At 53.4% G+C, this 17,188-nt stretch carries 12 protein-coding genes; 10 read left to right on the top strand and 2 right to left on the bottom strand.

From position 1 onward, the window contains the following. Nucleotides 1-40: 40 nt before the first annotated feature. From SHEW_RS09700 to SHEW_RS09680, 5 genes are all read left to right on the top strand, one after another. Complete coding sequence (locus tag SHEW_RS09700) at nt 41-1,570, top strand: M28 family metallopeptidase (protein WP_011865673.1); 1,530 nt, start codon at nt 41-43, stop codon at nt 1,568-1,570. 859 nt (nt 1,571-2,429) lie between these two features. Then, on the top strand, nt 2,430-3,980 hold the full coding sequence (locus SHEW_RS09695) for an MFS transporter (RefSeq protein ID WP_041406618.1): 1,551 nt from the start codon (nt 2,430-2,432) through the stop codon (nt 3,978-3,980). 90 nt (nt 3,981-4,070) lie between these two features. Next, nucleotides 4,071-6,572 (top strand): glucan 1,4-alpha-glucosidase, encoded by a 2,502-nt coding sequence (locus SHEW_RS09690; RefSeq protein ID WP_011865671.1) that lies wholly within the window; start codon nt 4,071-4,073, stop codon nt 6,570-6,572. Nucleotides 6,573-7,115: 543 nt separating this feature from the next. After that, a complete protein-coding gene (gene fusA, locus SHEW_RS09685; RefSeq protein WP_011865670.1) occupies nt 7,116-9,200 on the top strand; it encodes an elongation factor G in 2,085 nt (694 codons plus the stop codon). 95 nt (nt 9,201-9,295) lie between these two features. Then, nucleotides 9,296-9,910: a 3'-5' exonuclease gene (locus SHEW_RS09680; protein ID WP_011865669.1), complete on the top strand. Its 615-nt coding sequence runs from the start codon at nt 9,296-9,298 to the stop codon at nt 9,908-9,910. Here SHEW_RS09680 and SHEW_RS09675 read toward each other — a convergent pair. Together SHEW_RS09675 and SHEW_RS09670 are read right to left on the bottom strand one after the other, a co-directional pair. Next, nucleotides 9,907-10,935, bottom strand: coding sequence for a LacI family DNA-binding transcriptional regulator (locus tag SHEW_RS09675; protein WP_011865668.1), 1,029 nt, complete (start codon nt 10,933-10,935; stop codon nt 9,907-9,909). The two genes, SHEW_RS09680 and SHEW_RS09675, sit on opposite strands and share 4 nt — an antisense overlap. Nucleotides 10,936-10,999: 64 nt before the next feature. Then, the gene (locus tag SHEW_RS09670) at nt 11,000-11,692 is read right to left on the bottom strand and encodes a DUF3334 family protein (RefSeq protein ID WP_011865667.1); all 693 of its coding nucleotides are present in this window, start codon (nt 11,690-11,692) and stop codon (nt 11,000-11,002) included. A gap of 392 nt (nt 11,693-12,084) precedes the next feature. Between SHEW_RS09670 and SHEW_RS09665 the strand changes: the two genes are divergently transcribed. From SHEW_RS09665 to crr, 5 genes are all read left to right on the top strand, one after another. Continuing rightward, entirely contained in the window at nt 12,085-13,722 is a 1,638-nt protein-coding gene (locus SHEW_RS09665; RefSeq protein ID WP_011865666.1) for a methyl-accepting chemotaxis protein, read from the top strand. A gap of 215 nt (nt 13,723-13,937) precedes the next feature. Then, complete coding sequence (locus SHEW_RS09660; protein ID WP_011865665.1) at nt 13,938-14,330, top strand: ACT domain-containing protein; 393 nt, start codon at nt 13,938-13,940, stop codon at nt 14,328-14,330. Between the two features lie 31 nt (nt 14,331-14,361). Next, nucleotides 14,362-14,619, top strand: coding sequence for an HPr family phosphocarrier protein (locus SHEW_RS09655; RefSeq protein WP_011865664.1), 258 nt, complete (start codon nt 14,362-14,364; stop codon nt 14,617-14,619). An 11-nt stretch (nt 14,620-14,630) separates the two neighbouring features. Continuing rightward, the gene (gene ptsP, locus SHEW_RS09650) at nt 14,631-16,337 is read left to right on the top strand and encodes a phosphoenolpyruvate--protein phosphotransferase (RefSeq protein WP_011865663.1); all 1,707 of its coding nucleotides are present in this window, start codon (nt 14,631-14,633) and stop codon (nt 16,335-16,337) included. Nucleotides 16,338-16,403: 66 nt separating this feature from the next. Continuing rightward, a complete protein-coding gene (gene crr / locus SHEW_RS09645; protein WP_011865662.1) occupies nt 16,404-16,913 on the top strand; it encodes a PTS glucose transporter subunit IIA in 510 nt (169 codons plus the stop codon). Nucleotides 16,914-17,188 lie beyond the last annotated feature (275 nt).

Below are 17,188 nucleotides of genomic sequence, written 5' to 3'. Positions count from 1 at the left end.
ATATAAAGCATCGAAAAATAACAAGAATGAAGAGCAGAACATGACAATCAAGGCATCTATCGGGAAGACCCTAGTATTTACGGCCATCTGTGCTGGCACCGCCCATGCGGCCCCTCCGGCCACACCACTGCATCATGCAGGAAGCAGCCATACACTATTAAGCCAAAACGCACTAAGCCAAAGCGCGCTTAACCAGAGCGAGCTTAACCAGAGTGCACTGGGCCAGAGTCCTTATGCGGCACCCTCCCAAGAAGATCTTCGCCTGTATGAGATTGCCGGTGCGCCGCAGCCTGCACGCATACTGCAAGATATACAAACCTTAGTGAATTTTGGCACCCGCCATACCCTATCGAGTCAGACGGATAAAGATCGCGGCATAGGCGCGGCCAGAAACTGGATCAAGGCCGAGTTTGAACGTATCTCCGCCGCCTGCGATCACTGCCTTGAGGTGATAGAAGTTGGCGACACAGTATCAGGCAAGCGCATTCCCGAGCCAACACGTGTGGTGAATATCATCGCCATTCAACGTGGCACCTTAGACCCCAACCGCGTGGTGATGATGAGCGGCGATATCGACTCTCGGGTCAGCGACGTGATGGACGCCAGCTCCTTCTCCCCTGGCGCCAACGATAACGCCTCGGGGGTCGCAGGTGCCATGGAGGCCGCTCGCGTCCTCAGCCAGTATCAGTTTGGTGGCACCATAGTCTACGCGGCGCTATCGGGCGAAGAGCAAGGCCTTTATGGCGGCGCCGGACTGGCCGACTTTGCCAAGAAGCAAGGCTGGCAGGTCGAGGCGGTACTCAACAACGACATGATAGGCAACATCGAGGGGATTAACGGCGTGGTGAGCAACCACACGGTGCGGGTGTTCTCCGAGGGCGTGCGTATTGCAGAAACCGAGGCAGAAGCCAAGGAGCGTTACTTCAGCGGCGGCGAGAACGACTCCGCCTCGCGTAACCTTGCCCGGCATATCAAGCAGCTGGCCGATCAGTACATGACTAACCTGGATGTGCAGCTCATCTATCGACTCGATCGCTTCGGTCGCGGCGGCCATCACCTGCCCTTCAATAAGGCGGGATTCCCCGCGGTGCGCGTGATGGAAACCAACGAGAACTACAACCGCCAGCATCAGGACATTCGCACGGAGAACGGTATTGCCTATGGCGACGTGATTGAGGGGGTAGATGAAGCCTTCGCCGCCAAGCTTACCGCCCTCAACGCCATCAGCCTGGCGTCTATGGCCTGGGCACCATCGCCGCCAACACAGGTGAGCATCTCGGGACAGGTCTCGGCCGATACCCAGCTCAGCTGGCAGGCGGATGCCACCGCCGAAGTCGCCGGTTACCGTATCTATTGGCGCAAGACCACAGAGGCAGAGTGGAGTCATAGCCGTTATGTGGGCAAGGTAAACAGCTTCACCCTGAGCAATATGGTGATCGACAACTACCTGTACGGCGTTGCCGCCGTGGGCTTTAACGGTAACACCAGCCCTGTGGTGTTCCCCGGCGCGGCAGGCGCCTTCTTCCGCCCACCAAGCGATGCAGATTCAAACGCGGCGAAATCGCACTAATGAATTCTTAAGCTGAATTCGAAAAAGTCTCGAAATAATGCATCTAAAATTTTGAACCTAATTTAAACTAAGCTAAAAACAGGTCGCTATCGCGGCCTGTTTTTTTTATCCCATACAAATTGACCTCAGTTAAACAGACTCAAACTTAATGAGGCAATATAGGTAACTCTTTTGGCGCCCATCAGTTAAGTCAACTCTACAAAACCTATGCCTATACCTAGACCTATACTTAGACCTAAAGCAAAAATTTTCACCGCAAAATTGAGTTTCACCATAATGAGCATCAAGTTTTGGTTAGAACACCTAGCCTAACTAGCCTTTCACAATGCCGTTTTCTACTGCTTTTTGCGTCATTATCGATACGAGTTAGCCCTTGTTGCCCATTGTTACAAACCCCAACGGATGTAAAGCGGCTGGATTGCCACTTTCACTTTAACCAACTGTTTTTAAGTGGGTATCCTTAGCAAGCCCCAGGCATTACCAGGTTAACAACAGGCTGCATAAAGGTTAATGCCTGATGATGAATACGTATGTAATCGGTTGTCGCCTGTTTCGGCTCAGGGTTAACATGCCTTGGTGTTTAATTTCATGTGTAACTTCCTATGAAATTGGCCAGGTCGACGCTCACCTCATCAGGCACTGAAGGCATGAGAGGTGAGCGCTAGAGTCTCTATCTACTCATCAAGGCTTAAGCCTAGTGAATAAGCCTAGAGAAGTAGAACCCTAGCTTTTGGCGAATACCCGTTTGAGGGAAGCGTGTATTCGCCTCTTTTTTCACTCGACCGACTTCCATAAAATACAGATTGCACGCCCTTAGGCGCTGTGCAGATCAATAATGAATAATAAAGAGAAGCATCGGATGTCACAAAACACCCTACCCGCCCAAGGCACGACCACCGTTAAACCTGCACTCAGCTTCTGGCAGATCTTCAACATGTGTTTCGGCTTCCTGGGGATCCAGTTTGGCTTCGCGCTGCAAAATGCCAACGTCAGCCGTATCTTTCAGACACTCGGCGCAGCAATTGATGACATCCCTATCCTCTGGATCGCCGCGCCGCTCACCGGCCTGCTGGTGCAGCCGATCATCGGCTATATGAGTGACAACACCTGGGGCCGCCTGGGTCGTCGCCGCCCCTACTTTCTGATTGGCGCCATCTTCACCACACTCGCCATCTTCATCATGCCCCACTCGCCCGTGCTCTGGGTCGCTGCTGGCATGCTGTGGATCATGGACGCCTCCATCAACATCGCCATGGAGCCGTTTCGCGCCTTCGTGGGCGACAACCTGCCCACCAAACAACGCCCTCTAGGCTATGCCATGCAGAGTTTCTTCATCGGCGTTGGCGCAGTGGTCGCCTCTGCCCTCCCTTACCTGCTGACTAACTACTTCGATGTGGCTAACACGGCGCCCGAGGGCGAGATCGCCGATTCGGTACGCTACGCCTTCTATTTCGGCGGCGCCGTGCTGCTGTTAGCCGTCAGCTGGACAGTGTTTACCACCAAAGAGTACTCGCCCGAGGAGTTGGCCCGTTTCGAACAGGAAAACGGCGAGCAGGTCACGCTGCACCACGATCGCAGCTGGCTGGCCTATCAGAAAGGCGCCATGCTCTGGAGCCTGGTGGGCGCCATCTTAACCGCCGTCATCTTCTTGCAGTCTCTTGATAAGCAGCTCTATCTGCTGGCCCTTGGGATCTTCGCCTTCGGCCCACTGCAATGGTTCTGCGCTAACACACTGAAGCATATCAAAGGCGAAGAGCGCCACCAGCAAGGCATGGTGTTTAGCGTAGTCGATGCCCTGTTTCATATGCCAAAGGCGATGCGCCAGCTGGCTGTGGTGCAGTTCTTCTCCTGGTTCGCCCTCTTCTCTATGTGGATCTACACCACGGCGGCAGTAACGGATCATCACTATGGCACCCAGGATGTGCTGTCTAAGGCCTATAACGATGGCGCCGACTGGGTGGGCATGCTGTTCGCCTCTTACAACGGTTTTGCCGCGGTGGCCGCCATCTTCATCCCACTGCTCGCCATGGCGGTTGGCCTCAAGGTCACTCATCTGATCAACCTCTGCTGTGGCGGCATTGGCTTGATTAGCTTCTACTTTATACAAGACCCGAACCTGTTATGGCTGCCCATGATAGGTGTAGGTATCGCCTGGGCGTCTATCCTCTCTATCCCCTATGCCCTGCTGTCCAACGCACTGCCCGCCGCCAAGATGGGGGTCTACATGGGGATCTTTAACTTCTTCATCGTGATCCCTCAGCTGCTGGCCGCCAGCGTGCTAGGCGTGCTGCTCAATGCCTTCTTCGATGGCAAGCCGATCTTCGCCCTCATCCTGGGTGGCAGCTTCATGATCCTGGCTGGAATTAGCGTGCTATTTGTCAGCAGCGAAGCGAGCAAAGCCGAGCGCTAATGCGTAAGGCTTGAGGCTTAACAAACACACAGACTTAAACGACTTAACTGACTTAACCAAAATATAAACATAATAAACGAGACCCTGAATATGACGTCTAAGCCAGTACCTTTTACGCGCACTCTGATCGCCCTCTCCTTGGGCGCCCTGCTTAGCGCCTGTGGCGGCGCCAAGAGTGATATCGACGCCGCACCTGCACCAAGTGCCAGCGTATCTGAGACAATTTCAGTTGCACCGGGCGCGCCCGGCGCTTCCCCTACCTGGGCCTTTTCCGGCAAAACAGGGATTGGCACCTCGTTCGAGCCCTATGTGACCAATGCGCAGGGTGCCGATCAGTACCTGAGCAGCCAGGCCAATCCCGTTAGTCGGGTATGGTTCTCACTGGCGCAGGGGATCCTCACCGAGACCATGTATGGGCTTATCCATAACGCCCAGCTCAAAGAGGCGCAGTTCATCATCAGCGGCAATGGCTTCGTCGATACCGAGAAACACAACACGGTCACCAGCATAGATTACCTGCATAAGGATGAAGCAGGGCGACCATTGTCCCTCGCCTACAAGGTGATAAACAAAGATATCGAGGGCAAATATCAGATAGAGAAGCACTTTTTTACCGATCCCGATCGCGACAGCCTGGTGATGCAGGTGTTCTTTACCGCCTTCGAGCCGGGGATCACCCCTTATCTCTACGTCAATCCCCATATCGACAACAGCGGCGCCAACGATATCGCCAGCGTGAGCCAAGATGGCAACAGCCTCTTCGCCTACACGGGCGATAAAGATTCCAGCGTGCTGACCGTGCGCGGTGACATTCCCTTTACGGCAAGTAGCGTGGGCTTTGTCGGCGAGTCAGATGGTCTCACCGATCTTAAGGCCAACGGCGAGCTGAACTGGCGTTACGCCAGCACCAGCGCTGATAAGCAAAGCCTAGGTAATGTCGCCATGACGGCGGCGCTGCCTACTCTGGAGGTGGGCGATGCTAACCGCCCAAGTCTTCGCACTACCTTAGTGTTTGGCTTCGGCGCAGATAAGGCCAGCAGCGAGCAAAATGCCAAAGACACCCTTAAAGATGGTTATAACAAGGTCCTCGCCGCCTATAACGGTGAAGGCGATGCCATCGGCTGGCAGGACTATCTGCACTCGCTCTCAAGTCTTAATGCCATGACCGCCAATACCGCCGATGAGGGCAAGCTACTCTATACCAGCGCCATGGTGCTCAAGGCCCAGGAAGATAAGACCCACGCCGGCGCCCTTATCGCCTCGCTCTCTAATCCCTGGGGCGACAGCGTCTCGGCCGTCACCGGCTCGACCGGCTACAAGGCCGTCTGGCCGAGGGACTTCTATCAATGCGCCATGGCGTTTCTGGCCATGGGCGATACCCAAACCCCTAAGGTGGCCTTCGAGTATCTAAAGAAGGTTCAGGTTACGGCAGCGACACCCGGCTATAGCGGCGTGCCCGGCTGGTTCCTACAGAAGACTCATGTGGATGGTCAGATAGAATGGGTCGGCGTGCAGCTGGATCAGACCGCCATGCCTATCATGCTCGGTTGGAAGCTCTGGCAGGCTGGCGTGCTGAGCGACAATGAGATCGCCAGCTGGTATCAGACCATGTTGAAGCCGGCGGCCGATTTTCTGATAAGCGGCGGCGAGGTCAACCTCGACTGGAACTACACTCAGATCACACCCCTTAAGACACAGCAAGAACGTTGGGAAGAGCAGCAAGGCTACTCACCTTCTACCGCAGCGGCGGTGATAGCAGGGCTGATCACTGCCAGCGATATCGCCAAGCAGGCAGGCGATTTAAACTCAAGCGAGAAATATCTCGCCAGTGCCAAATCAATGGCCGAAAAGCTCGACTCCTTGGTAGTGACCCAGCAAGGCCTGCTAAGTGCAGAGGATGGCACAAAGGCGCCTTACTATCTGCGCCTTGCGCCCAATGGTACGCCGGACAGTGCAGATAAGCTTGCCGACAACAATGGCCGCGCAGGCTTAGATCAGCGTGAGGTGTTAGACGGCGGCTTCCTAGAGCTGGTGCGTTACGGCGTGAAGAGCGCCAACGACAAGACCATCAACGACACCCTCAAGCTTATCGATAACACGGCGCTCGAGGATAATCTCAGAGTCAGGTATGAATTTACCGCCAAAGATGGCAGCACGTTCCCAGGCTTTAGACGCTACGGCAACGACGGCTATGGCGAAGACACCGCCACAGGCGCCAACTATGCCGAGAGTGGCAGCAACACTCCTGGGCAACGCGGCAGAGTCTGGCCGTTCTTCACCGGCGAGCGCGCCCACTTCGAACTGGCCAAGGCGATCGCCGATGGCACGCTCAATGATGCAAGCAAGGCGCAGCTAGTACAGACCTATGTCAAGGGGATGGAGGCTTTTGCCAATGAGGGACTGATGCTACCCGAGCAGGTTTGGGATGGTGTGGGCGACAAGACCCGCTTTAACTATCAGCTTGGCCAAGGCACTAACTCGGCCACCCCGCTTGCCTGGACCCACGCCGAATATGTGAAGATGGTGCGCTCTATCACAGAGGCTAAGGTGTGGGACCACTACGAGGATGTGGCCAAGGCACTTAACAACTAGACAGGCAAAAAGCCTCTGCCAACATAGATAGAACAAAGCCAGTCGCAAAAGCCAGTCCCCAAAGCCAGTCCAAGCGACTGGCTTTTTCTTTGCCCTGTCGTGACAGCCTTAGATGCATCACGATGAGCCTCAGCCCAAGGTGCACTTTTACACGCTTGCCAACCCTAACCCAGCATATTTAACCAGGCCAATCCAAGTCCAAAGAGGCCGCTTACAAAGGCGCTTTTCAACGTTAATCTATTTCGCCCCAGTTCCCCCTAAAATCCCCCTCTTCCATAAAGGCTGTAACCTGGCTGTGATCCCCCACCACATCCCCATATAAAAAGATATAACGAAATTTCGGGTTATAACATCATGTTCTTTTTATGAGCGAAATCCGCACCGGCTATGGGTTTGCCCCTTATGTGGAGGATGCTAGAGTGGGTAATTTCTCCCGATAAAGATGATATTTCAGCAAAATTGATAAAAATGAATAAAAAAATTTGAAAAGTATTGATATACTTCCCCCCGAATTTTAGAACGTAACTCCAATAGAGTAGAAAAATGACTGATTTATCAAAGTACAGAAACATTGGTATCTTCGCTCACGTTGATGCGGGTAAGACCACCACAACAGAGCGTATCCTAAAGCTAACCGGTAAGATTCATAAGATCGGTGAAGTTCATGATGGTGAATCTACAACCGACTTCATGGAACAGGAAGCTGAGCGTGGTATTACCATTCAGTCTGCTGCTGTAAGTTGCTTCTGGAACGATCACCGTTTCAACGTCATCGACACCCCTGGCCACGTTGACTTCACAGTTGAAGTTTATCGTTCTCTAAAAGTACTAGACGGTGGTATCGGTGTATTCTGTGGTTCTGGTGGTGTTGAGCCACAATCAGAAACCAACTGGCGTTATGCAAACGAATCTGAAGTTGCGCGTATCATCTTCGTAAACAAGTTGGACCGTATGGGTGCCGACTTCTTGCGCGTTGTTAAGCAAACTAAAGACGTTCTTGCGGCTAACCCACTCGTAATGGTACTGCCTATCGGTATCGAAGATGAGTTCAAGGGTGTTGTCGATCTACTAACCCGTAAAGCATGGGTTTGGGACGAATCTGGACAAGCTGAAAACTACAGCATCGAAGATGTACCTGCTGACATGGTTGACATGGTTGAAGAATACCGTGAGCAACTGATCGAGTCTGCCGTTGAGATGGACGACGATCTGATGGAAGCTTACATGGAAGGCGAAGAGCCAGCTATGGAAGACATCAAGCGTTGTATCCGTGAAGGTACTCGTACCATGCACTTCTTCCCAACATACTGTGGTTCTGCTTTCAAGAACAAAGGTATGCAGCTTCTACTAGACGCGGTAGTTGATTACCTACCTGCGCCACAAGAAGTTGATCCACAGCCTCTGACTGACGAAGAAGGTAACGAGACTGGCGAACACGCTATCGTTGACGCTGATGCACCTCTGAAAGCTCTTGCGTTCAAGATCATGGATGACCGTTTCGGTGCCCTGACCTTCGTACGTATCTACTCAGGTCGTATCAACAAGGGTGACACCATCCTGAACTCTGCAACAGGTAAGACTGAGCGTATCGGTCGTATGTGTGAAATGCAGGCTGACGAGCGTAACGAACTTGAAACCGCACAAGCTGGTGACATCATCGCTATCGTGGGTATGAAGAACGTTCAGACTGGTCACACTCTGTGTGATGTTAAGCACCCATGTACTCTGGAAGCCATGGTGTTCCCAGAGCCAGTAATCTCTATCGCAGTAGCCCCTAAAGACAAGGGCGGCAGCGAGAAGATGGGTATCGCTATCGGTAAGATGATCGCAGAAGATCCATCATTCCGCGTTGAAACTGACGAAGATTCAGGCGAAACCATCCTTAAGGGTATGGGTGAACTTCACCTAGACATTAAGGTAGACATCCTGAAGCGTACTTACGGCGTTGAGCTGATTGTAGGTGAGCCACAAGTGGCATACCGTGAAACTATCACTCAAGAAGTTGCTGATAGCTACACTCACAAGAAGCAATCTGGTGGTTCTGGTCAGTTCGGTAAGATCGACTACGTTATCCGTCCAGGCGAAGCAAACACTGGCTTCACATTCAAGTCTTCTGTTGTTGGTGGTAACGTACCTAAAGAATACTGGCCTGCTGTTGAGAAAGGTTTCGAGAGCATGATGCAGACTGGTACCGTTGCTGGCTTCCCAGTACTAGACGTTGAACTAGAACTGACTGACGGTGCTTTCCACGCAGTTGACTCATCAGCTATCGCGTTCGAAATCGCTGCTAAAGGCGCATTCCGTCAATCTATGCCAAAAGCTGGCGCGCAACTACTTGAGCCTATCATGAAAGTTGACGTATTCAGCCCAGAAGACAACGTAGGTGACGTAATTGGTGACCTTAACCGTCGTCGCGGCATGATCAAAGATCAGCAAGCAGGTGTGACTGGTGTTCGTATCAAGGCTGACGTACCGCTTTCAGAAATGTTCGGTTACATCGGTTCTCTACGTACAATGACCTCTGGTCGTGGTCAGTTCTCTATGGAGTTCTCACACTACTCACCATGTCCTAACAGCGTATCTGAAAAAGTTATCGCTGAAGTTAAAGAAAGAGAAGCTAAGAAGTAATCTTACTCCTTAACTGAAGTTTCTTTACTAAAAACCCTAACAATGTATGTTGTTAGGGTTTTTTCTTTTGTGTCTTTCCCCATACAGGAGCCCTTATGTCCCAAGATGCCATAGTGGTATTGGATTTTGAAACCACAGGCCTCTCCCCCTTACAGGGCGATCGTGCCATCGAGATAGGGGCGGTTAAATTACAGCAAGGTGTAGTGGTCGATAGGTTTCAGCAGCTGATGAATCCCGGCTTTGCCGTCAGCAGTTTCATCGCTGATTACACAGGGATCACCAATGCGATGCTCAGTGATGCGCCAAGTTGCGAGACCGTGATGGCTGACTTTGCCGACTTCATCCAGGGATGTCATCTGGTGGCTCACAACGCCAGTTTCGATCAGAAATTTTTAACGGCGGAATTTGCGCGCATCGACCTGGAGCAATCCCAGCCCTTTGCCTGTTCGCTGCTGCTGGCAAGACGCCTGTTTCAAGCGGTGCCTAACCATCAGCTAGGCACCTTAGTGAATTATTTAGGTATCGCCAACGATGGCGTGTTTCACCGCGCGCTGAACGACGCCGAGGTTACCGGTGCCTTATGGCTGGCGCTGAGCGATGCGGTATCACAGAGATGGGCCTGCCCTGCACCCAGTTTTGAATTGATGCTTAAGCTACAACGTCAACCTAAGCATCAGCTAGAAAAGTTTATGCGAGCCTATTTAGGCTAACGCTTTTCGCCGCAGGACTCGCGCTCGATCAGGCTGGTGGGGATCAACTGATTGCTCACCTCCTGCCCCTTGATCTGCTTCAGCAGGCTCTCAACCAAGATCTCACCGGCGAGTTTAGTGTTCTGCTTGATGGTGGTCAGCGGCGGATTGGCGAAGCTCGCCACAGGAATGTCGTCATAACCCACGACAGACACATCCTCAGGCACCCTCAGCCCCTGCTCTTTCAGCGCCCGCATGGCGCCGATGGCGATGAGATCGCTGGCGGCGAAGATGGCGTCGAAGGAACGTTTCTGCGCCAGCAGTTGATTGGCCGCCTCGAAGCCCGAGCTTTCCGTGCTGATGGCATCCACCTGCAGGTTTTTCTGTAGCGGCACACCTGCCGCCTTGAGCGCCTGTTGATGACCCAAGTAGCGCGCCTGAAATTCTGGGCTATGGCTTGAGGCATCGCCGATGAAGGCGATATTACGCCGCCCCTTGGCCAGCAGATGCTCGGTGGCCAACACGCCCCCCTGACGGTTATCACAACCAATGGAGAGCACGGAGGACTTATGCTGCGCCGGACCCCAAATCACTAGGTGAGTATTCTGCGCCGCCAGCTTATTGAGCTTCTCCTCGTAATCCATGTAGTCGCCGTAACCGAGCAGAATAATGCCATCGGCCTTATTGCTGTCTTCATAATCGGCGTGCCAATCGCTGCTAAGCTGCTGAAAGGAGACCAGGAGATCATAGCCCTGCTGCGCCGTTGCCCGGGTGATAGAACCCAACATGGAGAGGAAGAATGGATTGATCAGCGAATCGTCGTTGGTGGGATCTTCACACAATAACAGCGCCAGGGTCAGACTGCTTTGAGTGCGCAGGTTGCTGGCGTTCTTGTCGACCTTGTAATTAAGTTCCTTGGCAATGGCCTGTACTCTCAAGCGCGTCTCTTCATTGACGAGCGGACTGTTTCGCAATGCCCGCGATACCGTGGATTGTGACACCCCGGCGCGGTAAGCGATATCGATAGAGGTAGCTTTCGTTGTCATAATTATGGGCGACCTTGTTATACACAAACAGGGCGAGCCAACGCCCGCCCCTTAAGAAGCTCGATTATATCCCAAGCTCCTTCATCAGATCATCAGAATCGTCGACCACAACGGCACTATTAACTGCCGCCGACCAAGAAGGGTCTGCCGCCTGGCTTCCTTGACCGTGCTGGGCCAGCAAGGCATCGGGATCGTCTTCCTCATGCTCGAAATCTGCCAGCTTGATAAATTCAGTCTTATCCATGGCGTATTCCAGATAGAAGATATGGTTTCTGGCGGTCTTGAAGGCGACGCGGCGCGCCACCGCCTCATCCAGGTTGGTGTCGATGGAGATGGTCAGTTCTTTGTTAATGGTCAGCATCTTAGGCTGACTCTGATTGATCGAGGTCTGCAGCTCCTTGTTTACCTTGACGATAAAGTCGCCCAGGATCTGGTTCATCAACTCGCCCATCACATCCCCCACCTCATCCGAGGTATGGGAGAAGGCCAGCTCAGACTCGGGCATCCCCATCTGCTTCATATAGGCTTGGTAGATCTCCACCGCCGCCGGGGCCGAAAAGTTGATCACCACAAGGCCTGAGAATCCACCGTCGAAGATGGAGAAGCAGCCAAGATCTGGTTTGAGGCAGGTCTTAGTGATGCTCTGCACCATGGCGGCATGGCTCACCTGGCTGCCCGTGGTACTGGTCAGCACCCGGCACACCGAATGGCAGAGTTTTAGCAAAATATCGTCGGAACTGATCACTTGCGAGGTCATAGTCTCATCACATGTCAAAAAAGAGTCATACTCCATTCTGCGCGCTATTACGATAAAAATCAAAATCAAAACAGGGGATTAGTTAATTCTCATTCAGCGGCGAAATAACAACCAGATCTGCGGTTCGTAAAATCGTGACATCTTGTACGGTTCTCCGTCATCCGTTCCCTATCAAAGGCCTTTAAAAAACGCCGTTAACTGCCTCACAAAGGAGGCAACACACATTGTTCGGTTGCGTAAAAATGCCAAAAAGATCCGGAGTCAACGTGAGCCAGTTCAATTAATTAACAATAAACAGTCAATCGATTGACTATTCGTTGCCACCGCATTCTCAACCCTTTCGTTAGCCTGTATATTAGCAACATTTAACCGGGCTATTGATAGGACATAACATGCTTGCGATCCTCAGAAGGTTCACCATTCTACAGCGCCTCATCTTAATGCTGGTGCTTGCCGCCATAGGCACCTTTGTCTTCGCCAGCTTTTCGATCAACGAGCAGCGCAACAACCTGATTAAGCAGAAATGGCTGCAAAACGACGCGCAGCTATCCACGCTCCTGAGTGTGATCGACACTCACTACCGCCAGAGCCAGCAAAATATCCTGACGCCAGAAGACGCCCAGCGAGAGGCGGCGAATCTGGTCAATCAGATCCAATATGGCGAGAGCGGCTATTTCCTGCTGTTCGATGCAGATCATACCCTGCTGGCCAATGGTGCATCGCCTGACCAGCTCGGCATCAAGGCATCAAAGCTCACCAGCCAGATGGGCGGCAACGCTTTAGATAAGTTACTGGACAAGGCCATGGCCTCGGGCATCGCCAAGGCCAGCATGGAGATGAGAAACCCTATCACAGGCGAGCAGGAAGAAGCCCTGATGGAAGCCCGCACCTTCCCTGCCTGGCAGTGGACACTGGTGACTACCTCTTACATGAGCGATGTCAACGACACCACCATCAGCGTGATGTACAACTATCTGGGGATCATGTTGCTGATCTCTGTGCCTATCTTTGCCTTCTTCCTGATCCTCAATCACTCCATCAGCTCGCCGCTGAATCAGGCTATCGATGCGATGAAAGATATTGCCGAGGGTGAAGGCGATCTGACCAAGCGCCTGCCCACCCAAGGCAAAGATGAAGTGGTGGCCCTCGCCATCGCCTTCAACAACTTCGTAGGTAAGATCAACAAGATGGTTGCCGATCTCCAACCGGTTGGACACGATCTCAACCAGGACGCCGACCGTTTATTTAATGCCGTTGCCGAATCTAACGCCAGTGTCGATCACCTGCATCAGGAGACCAGTAGCGTCGCCACCGCCATCAATCAGATGCTCTCCACCACTCATGAGATGGCCAGCAGCACCCAGCAGGCAGCCGATGCCGCTAACAGCGTCAAGCAGCAGGCTCAGGACAGTAAGCAGCAGATGGACGGCACGGTAGAGAATACCCATAAGTTGGTTCAGGAGCTGAAGAATGCCGAAGGCATCACCCAGCACCTTGGGGTGTCTTCCGAGCAGATCGGCAGCATATTGGATGTGATCCGCGGCATCGCCGATCAGACCAACCTGCTGGCGTTAAACGCCGCCATCGAGGCCGCCCGCGCCGGCGCCCATGGCCGAGGCTTCGCCGTGGTGGCCGACGAGGTGCGCGCCCTGGCCAATCGCACCCAAGACTCCACCAACGAGATCCAGAAGATCATCACTGATATTCAAAATGGCGTCGCCAACGTGATGCACAGCAACAGCGATACGCAGACCCAATCGGTGGAGCTGCAGCAGCAAGCCCAGGCCGTGGGTGAATCCCTCAACACCATCCTAGAGCTGATCGCCCATATCAGCGACATGAACACCCAGCTAGCCAGCGCCACCGAGGAGCAGTCCCTGGTGACCGAAGAGATCAACCGCAACATCTGCAGCATCACTGAGCTGTCTGAGGTATCGGTCAAGGCCAACGAGAGCAATCGCATGGCCGCCGAGTCTCTGCGTCAAATCAGTCAGACCAGCGCCAAGATCTTGGGTCAGTTCAAGGTTTAAAACTAATCTCTTAATTGGACAGCGTGAGCCAGACTAGAGATAAAGAAGGGAGCCAGATGGCTCCCTTTTATTTTGCTGCAAAGGCGAAGGGCAGTTAATTATCCCGACTAAAACTCAGGCACTAAAAATCCCGGCTCAAAGCTCGACAGCGGGCGTTAAATCTGTGATAAGCTTAACGACATCACATTTTTCAGCATCGATGGGATCACATAACCATGGCTCGAATGACGTTAGCGGTACATCCTCAGCTATACAGTATTCACAGCTTCAGCCCAGACAGTGAGTTAGTGCCCGAGGTGTTTCGTCAGCCCATGTTTTTCATCGGCAAGACCAAAGATGAACTCTCTGTGGTGGTTCCCGCCGAGCTGCAACTCGACAGCCTCGAAGAGGAGAGCGACTGGCGCTGCCTCGAGGTGGTCGGTCCGCTGGGTTTCTCCATGACGGGGATCCTCGCCAGCGTCTCAGGCACCTTGGCAGAAGCCAAGATCAGCATCTTTGCCATCTCTACCTTCGATACCGATTATATTCTGGTGAAGAAGGACAAGCTGCAACAGGCGATACAGGCGCTGAAGAAGACCAACTATCAGATCATTCATTACCAGGCCTAAGCGCCGAGCGTCATTTCCAAAGAGCGAGTTTATGTACCAAAAAACAGTCACCATCATGGCCGAGCACGGCATTCATACCCGGCCAGCCGCCCTGCTCGTTAAGGCAGCTAAGGCCTATGATTGTGACATCATAGTGGAATGCCAGGGCAAGCAGGCCAGCGCCAAAAGCCTGTTTAAGCTGCAGACCCTGGGCCTTTACAAGGGCGTGGAGGTCAAGGTCAGCGCCGATGGCGAGCAGGCAAAGCCAGCGGTTGATACCGTTGCCGAGCTGCTCATCACCTTAAGTTAACAGGAGTCAGGATGACGATGAGAGGCATAGCGGTATCGGCGGGCATCGCCTTCGGGCAGGCCAAGGTGCTTCGCACCTATGAAAGCAAACTCGACTATCACCTCTTGCCTCCCTCCCAGCTCGCCCGCGAGCAGCAAAGACTCAATCGCGCCCTCAAGACCCTCATCAAACAAAGCCAGGCCTGCGCCGCCAAGCTAGATCCCGAATCGGACAACTACCAGCTGATCGAAGCCGATCTCCTGCTGTTAGAGGATGAAGAGTTACTGGCCGAGCTCAGCGACACCATAGGCAAGCGCCAGTTTTCAGCGGCCCTGGCGGTGGAGCACAGCTTCGCCAAACAGGCCCAGGCGATGCAAGAGGCAGACTCCCCCTATCTCGCAAGGCGCGCCGAAGATGTGCTGAGTCTGGGTCAGCGCCTGATCCGCACCCTGCTTACCGGACACTGCGACAACCTCAGCCGCCTGCCGGAAAATGCTATCGTCCTAGCTAAAGATATTACCCCGGCCGAGTTCGCCACCCTGCCACTTGAGCGCGTCAGCGCCTTGGTACTGCAGACCGGCGGCGTCACCAGCCATACCGCGATCCTGGCCCGCAGCGCGGGCATTCCCACTCTGATGAGCTGCCCCTGGCAGACACTAGAGGTGACGGATGGCATGGTGTTGGCGGTAGATGCCATCAATGGCGAGCTCTATCTTGAGCCCGACGAGACGCAGATAGATGATCTTAACGCCCAGAAACAGCAGGCGGACGAGCGCAAGTCGGCGCTACTGGCCTTAAAAGGCACAGTCACCCAGACTAAGGATGGCCGCTCCATTCCCCTGCTGGCAAATGTCGGCTGTATCAGCGAAATCAATCACCTGGCCGATGTGGGCGCCGAGGGGGTTGGCCTGTTTCGCACCGAATTTCTGTTTATGAACAACCACGAGCTGCCGGACGAGAACCGCCAGTATCAGCTCTACTGTGACGCTTTGCAGCTGCTCGACGGCAAGCCGCTCACCATTCGCAGCATGGATCTGGGCGCCGACAAGGAGGTGCCAACCCTCGCCATGGACAGCGAGGAGAATCCTGCACTGGGCCTCAGAGGCGTCAGGTACACACTCGCCCATCCTAAGCTGTTTAGTGCCCAGCTCAAGGCGATCCTCAGGGCCGCCAACCATGGTCCTATCCGCCTCATGTTTCCCATGGTCAATCAGGTGGAGGAACTCGAAGCGGTTCTTGCGCTGCTGGAGCTGTGCAAACAGGAGCTTGTGGAGGCGGAAAAAGGCTTTGGTGAACTCGAGCTTGGCATAGTGGTGGAAACCCCGGCGGCGGTGTTTAATCTCGCCTCCATGCTCCCCCTGCTGGATTTTGTCAGCATAGGCACCAACGATCTCACCCAATATACTATGGCCGCCGACCGCGCCAATCCACTGCTGATCGACCAATATCCGGTGCTCTCGCCTGTGATCATCCGCCTGATCGCCCAGATTATCGAACAAGCCAAGGCTGCCAAGGTGCGAGTCTCCATGTGTGGCGAGCTGGCCAGTAACCCCAGCGCCACAGCGCTCCTAATAGGCCTTGGGCTCGAGGAGTTTAGCGTCAACCTGGCCTCACTACTCGAGGTTAAACAGGCCCTCAGTCGTTGGTCTTACCCAGATTGTGTCGAACTTGCGCACAAGGCCTTGCAAATTTCGCGCATCGATGCGTTAAATCAATTATTAACACACTGTCACTCTTGATAATTTTTGAGTATGCTAGGCATAATTTATCACGACACTACAGCGTGCTAACACAGGGGCAATTTAATGGGATTTTTGAGCCGCATAAGACGTTTAATTTCTGGTCAGCCACCTATCACGGGCGGCATCGACGTGTACGCGCCAGTGTCGGGCGAGATAGTGGCTATCGAGAAAGTGCCGGATGTGGTCTTTGCCGAGAAGATAGTCGGTGACGGTATTGCCATCGCGCCCAAGGGCAAACAGATAGTGGCGCCGGTAGATGGCACCATAGGTAAGATTTTCGAAACCAACCACGCCTTCAGTATCGAGTCACCCCAAGGGCTCGAGCTGTTTGTGCATTTCGGCGTCGGCACGGTAGAACTCAGGGGCAACGGCTTTACCCGTCTGGCCGAAGAGGGTCAACAGGTTAAGGCTGGCGATCCCATACTCGAATTCGATCTCGACTACCTCAAGGCCCATGTCGAGAGCCTGCTCACGCCTGTGGTGCTGGCGAACATGGAAGATATTCAGGGACTCGACAAGCGTCACGGCAGTATCGAAGCCGGTAAAGATGTGATCTTCTCGGTTCAGCTTTAATCCCTATCCCGGTAATTAGCTAATCTCTTTCTGATTGATATAACTCTCGTTTTCCCCGGTGCGTTAGCGCCGGGCAGCGGCTTCTCACCTAAACCTGGGTGATTTTTTTTCAAACAGACACTTGCGTCCTGCTTAGCCCTTGAGGCAGAGGCGACTCGGTGCCACAATAACCAAAAAAAGACCTGCAAGTCACTGCACTTGCCAGCAAAGCTGGCCAAAGTAACTGACACGAATAAGACATCACAACGTTTCTGGTCGGACGTTACCCCATACGG

The sequence above is a fragment of the Shewanella loihica PV-4 genome (assembly GCF_000016065.1).
GTDB classification, from domain to species: domain Bacteria; phylum Pseudomonadota; class Gammaproteobacteria; order Enterobacterales; family Shewanellaceae; genus Shewanella; species Shewanella loihica.
This window is presented reverse-complemented; position numbering and strand designations above follow the sequence as displayed.

What these genes read in the sequence shown, in the direction of transcription:
- SHEW_RS09665 (WP_011865666.1), top strand. Translation starts at nt 12,085, where the DNA reads ATGCTTGCGATCCTCAGAAGGTTCACCATTCTACAGCGCCTCATCTTA.
- fusA (WP_011865670.1), top strand. Translation starts at nt 7,116, where the DNA reads ATGACTGATTTATCAAAGTACAGAAACATTGGTATCTTCGCTCACGTT.
- SHEW_RS09680 (WP_011865669.1), top strand. Translation starts at nt 9,296, where the DNA reads ATGTCCCAAGATGCCATAGTGGTATTGGATTTTGAAACCACAGGCCTC.
- ptsP (WP_011865663.1), top strand. Translation starts at nt 14,631, where the DNA reads ATGACGATGAGAGGCATAGCGGTATCGGCGGGCATCGCCTTCGGGCAG.
- SHEW_RS09670 (WP_011865667.1), bottom strand. Translation starts at nt 11,692, where the DNA reads ATGACCTCGCAAGTGATCAGTTCCGACGATATTTTGCTAAAACTCTGC.
- SHEW_RS09660 (WP_011865665.1), top strand. Translation starts at nt 13,938, where the DNA reads ATGGCTCGAATGACGTTAGCGGTACATCCTCAGCTATACAGTATTCAC.
- crr (WP_011865662.1), top strand. Translation starts at nt 16,404, where the DNA reads ATGGGATTTTTGAGCCGCATAAGACGTTTAATTTCTGGTCAGCCACCT.
- SHEW_RS09690 (WP_011865671.1), top strand. Translation starts at nt 4,071, where the DNA reads ATGACGTCTAAGCCAGTACCTTTTACGCGCACTCTGATCGCCCTCTCC.
- SHEW_RS09655 (WP_011865664.1), top strand. Translation starts at nt 14,362, where the DNA reads ATGTACCAAAAAACAGTCACCATCATGGCCGAGCACGGCATTCATACC.
- SHEW_RS09700 (WP_011865673.1), top strand. Translation starts at nt 41, where the DNA reads ATGACAATCAAGGCATCTATCGGGAAGACCCTAGTATTTACGGCCATC.
- SHEW_RS09695 (WP_041406618.1), top strand. Translation starts at nt 2,430, where the DNA reads ATGTCACAAAACACCCTACCCGCCCAAGGCACGACCACCGTTAAACCT.
- SHEW_RS09675 (WP_011865668.1), bottom strand. Translation starts at nt 10,935, where the DNA reads ATGACAACGAAAGCTACCTCTATCGATATCGCTTACCGCGCCGGGGTG.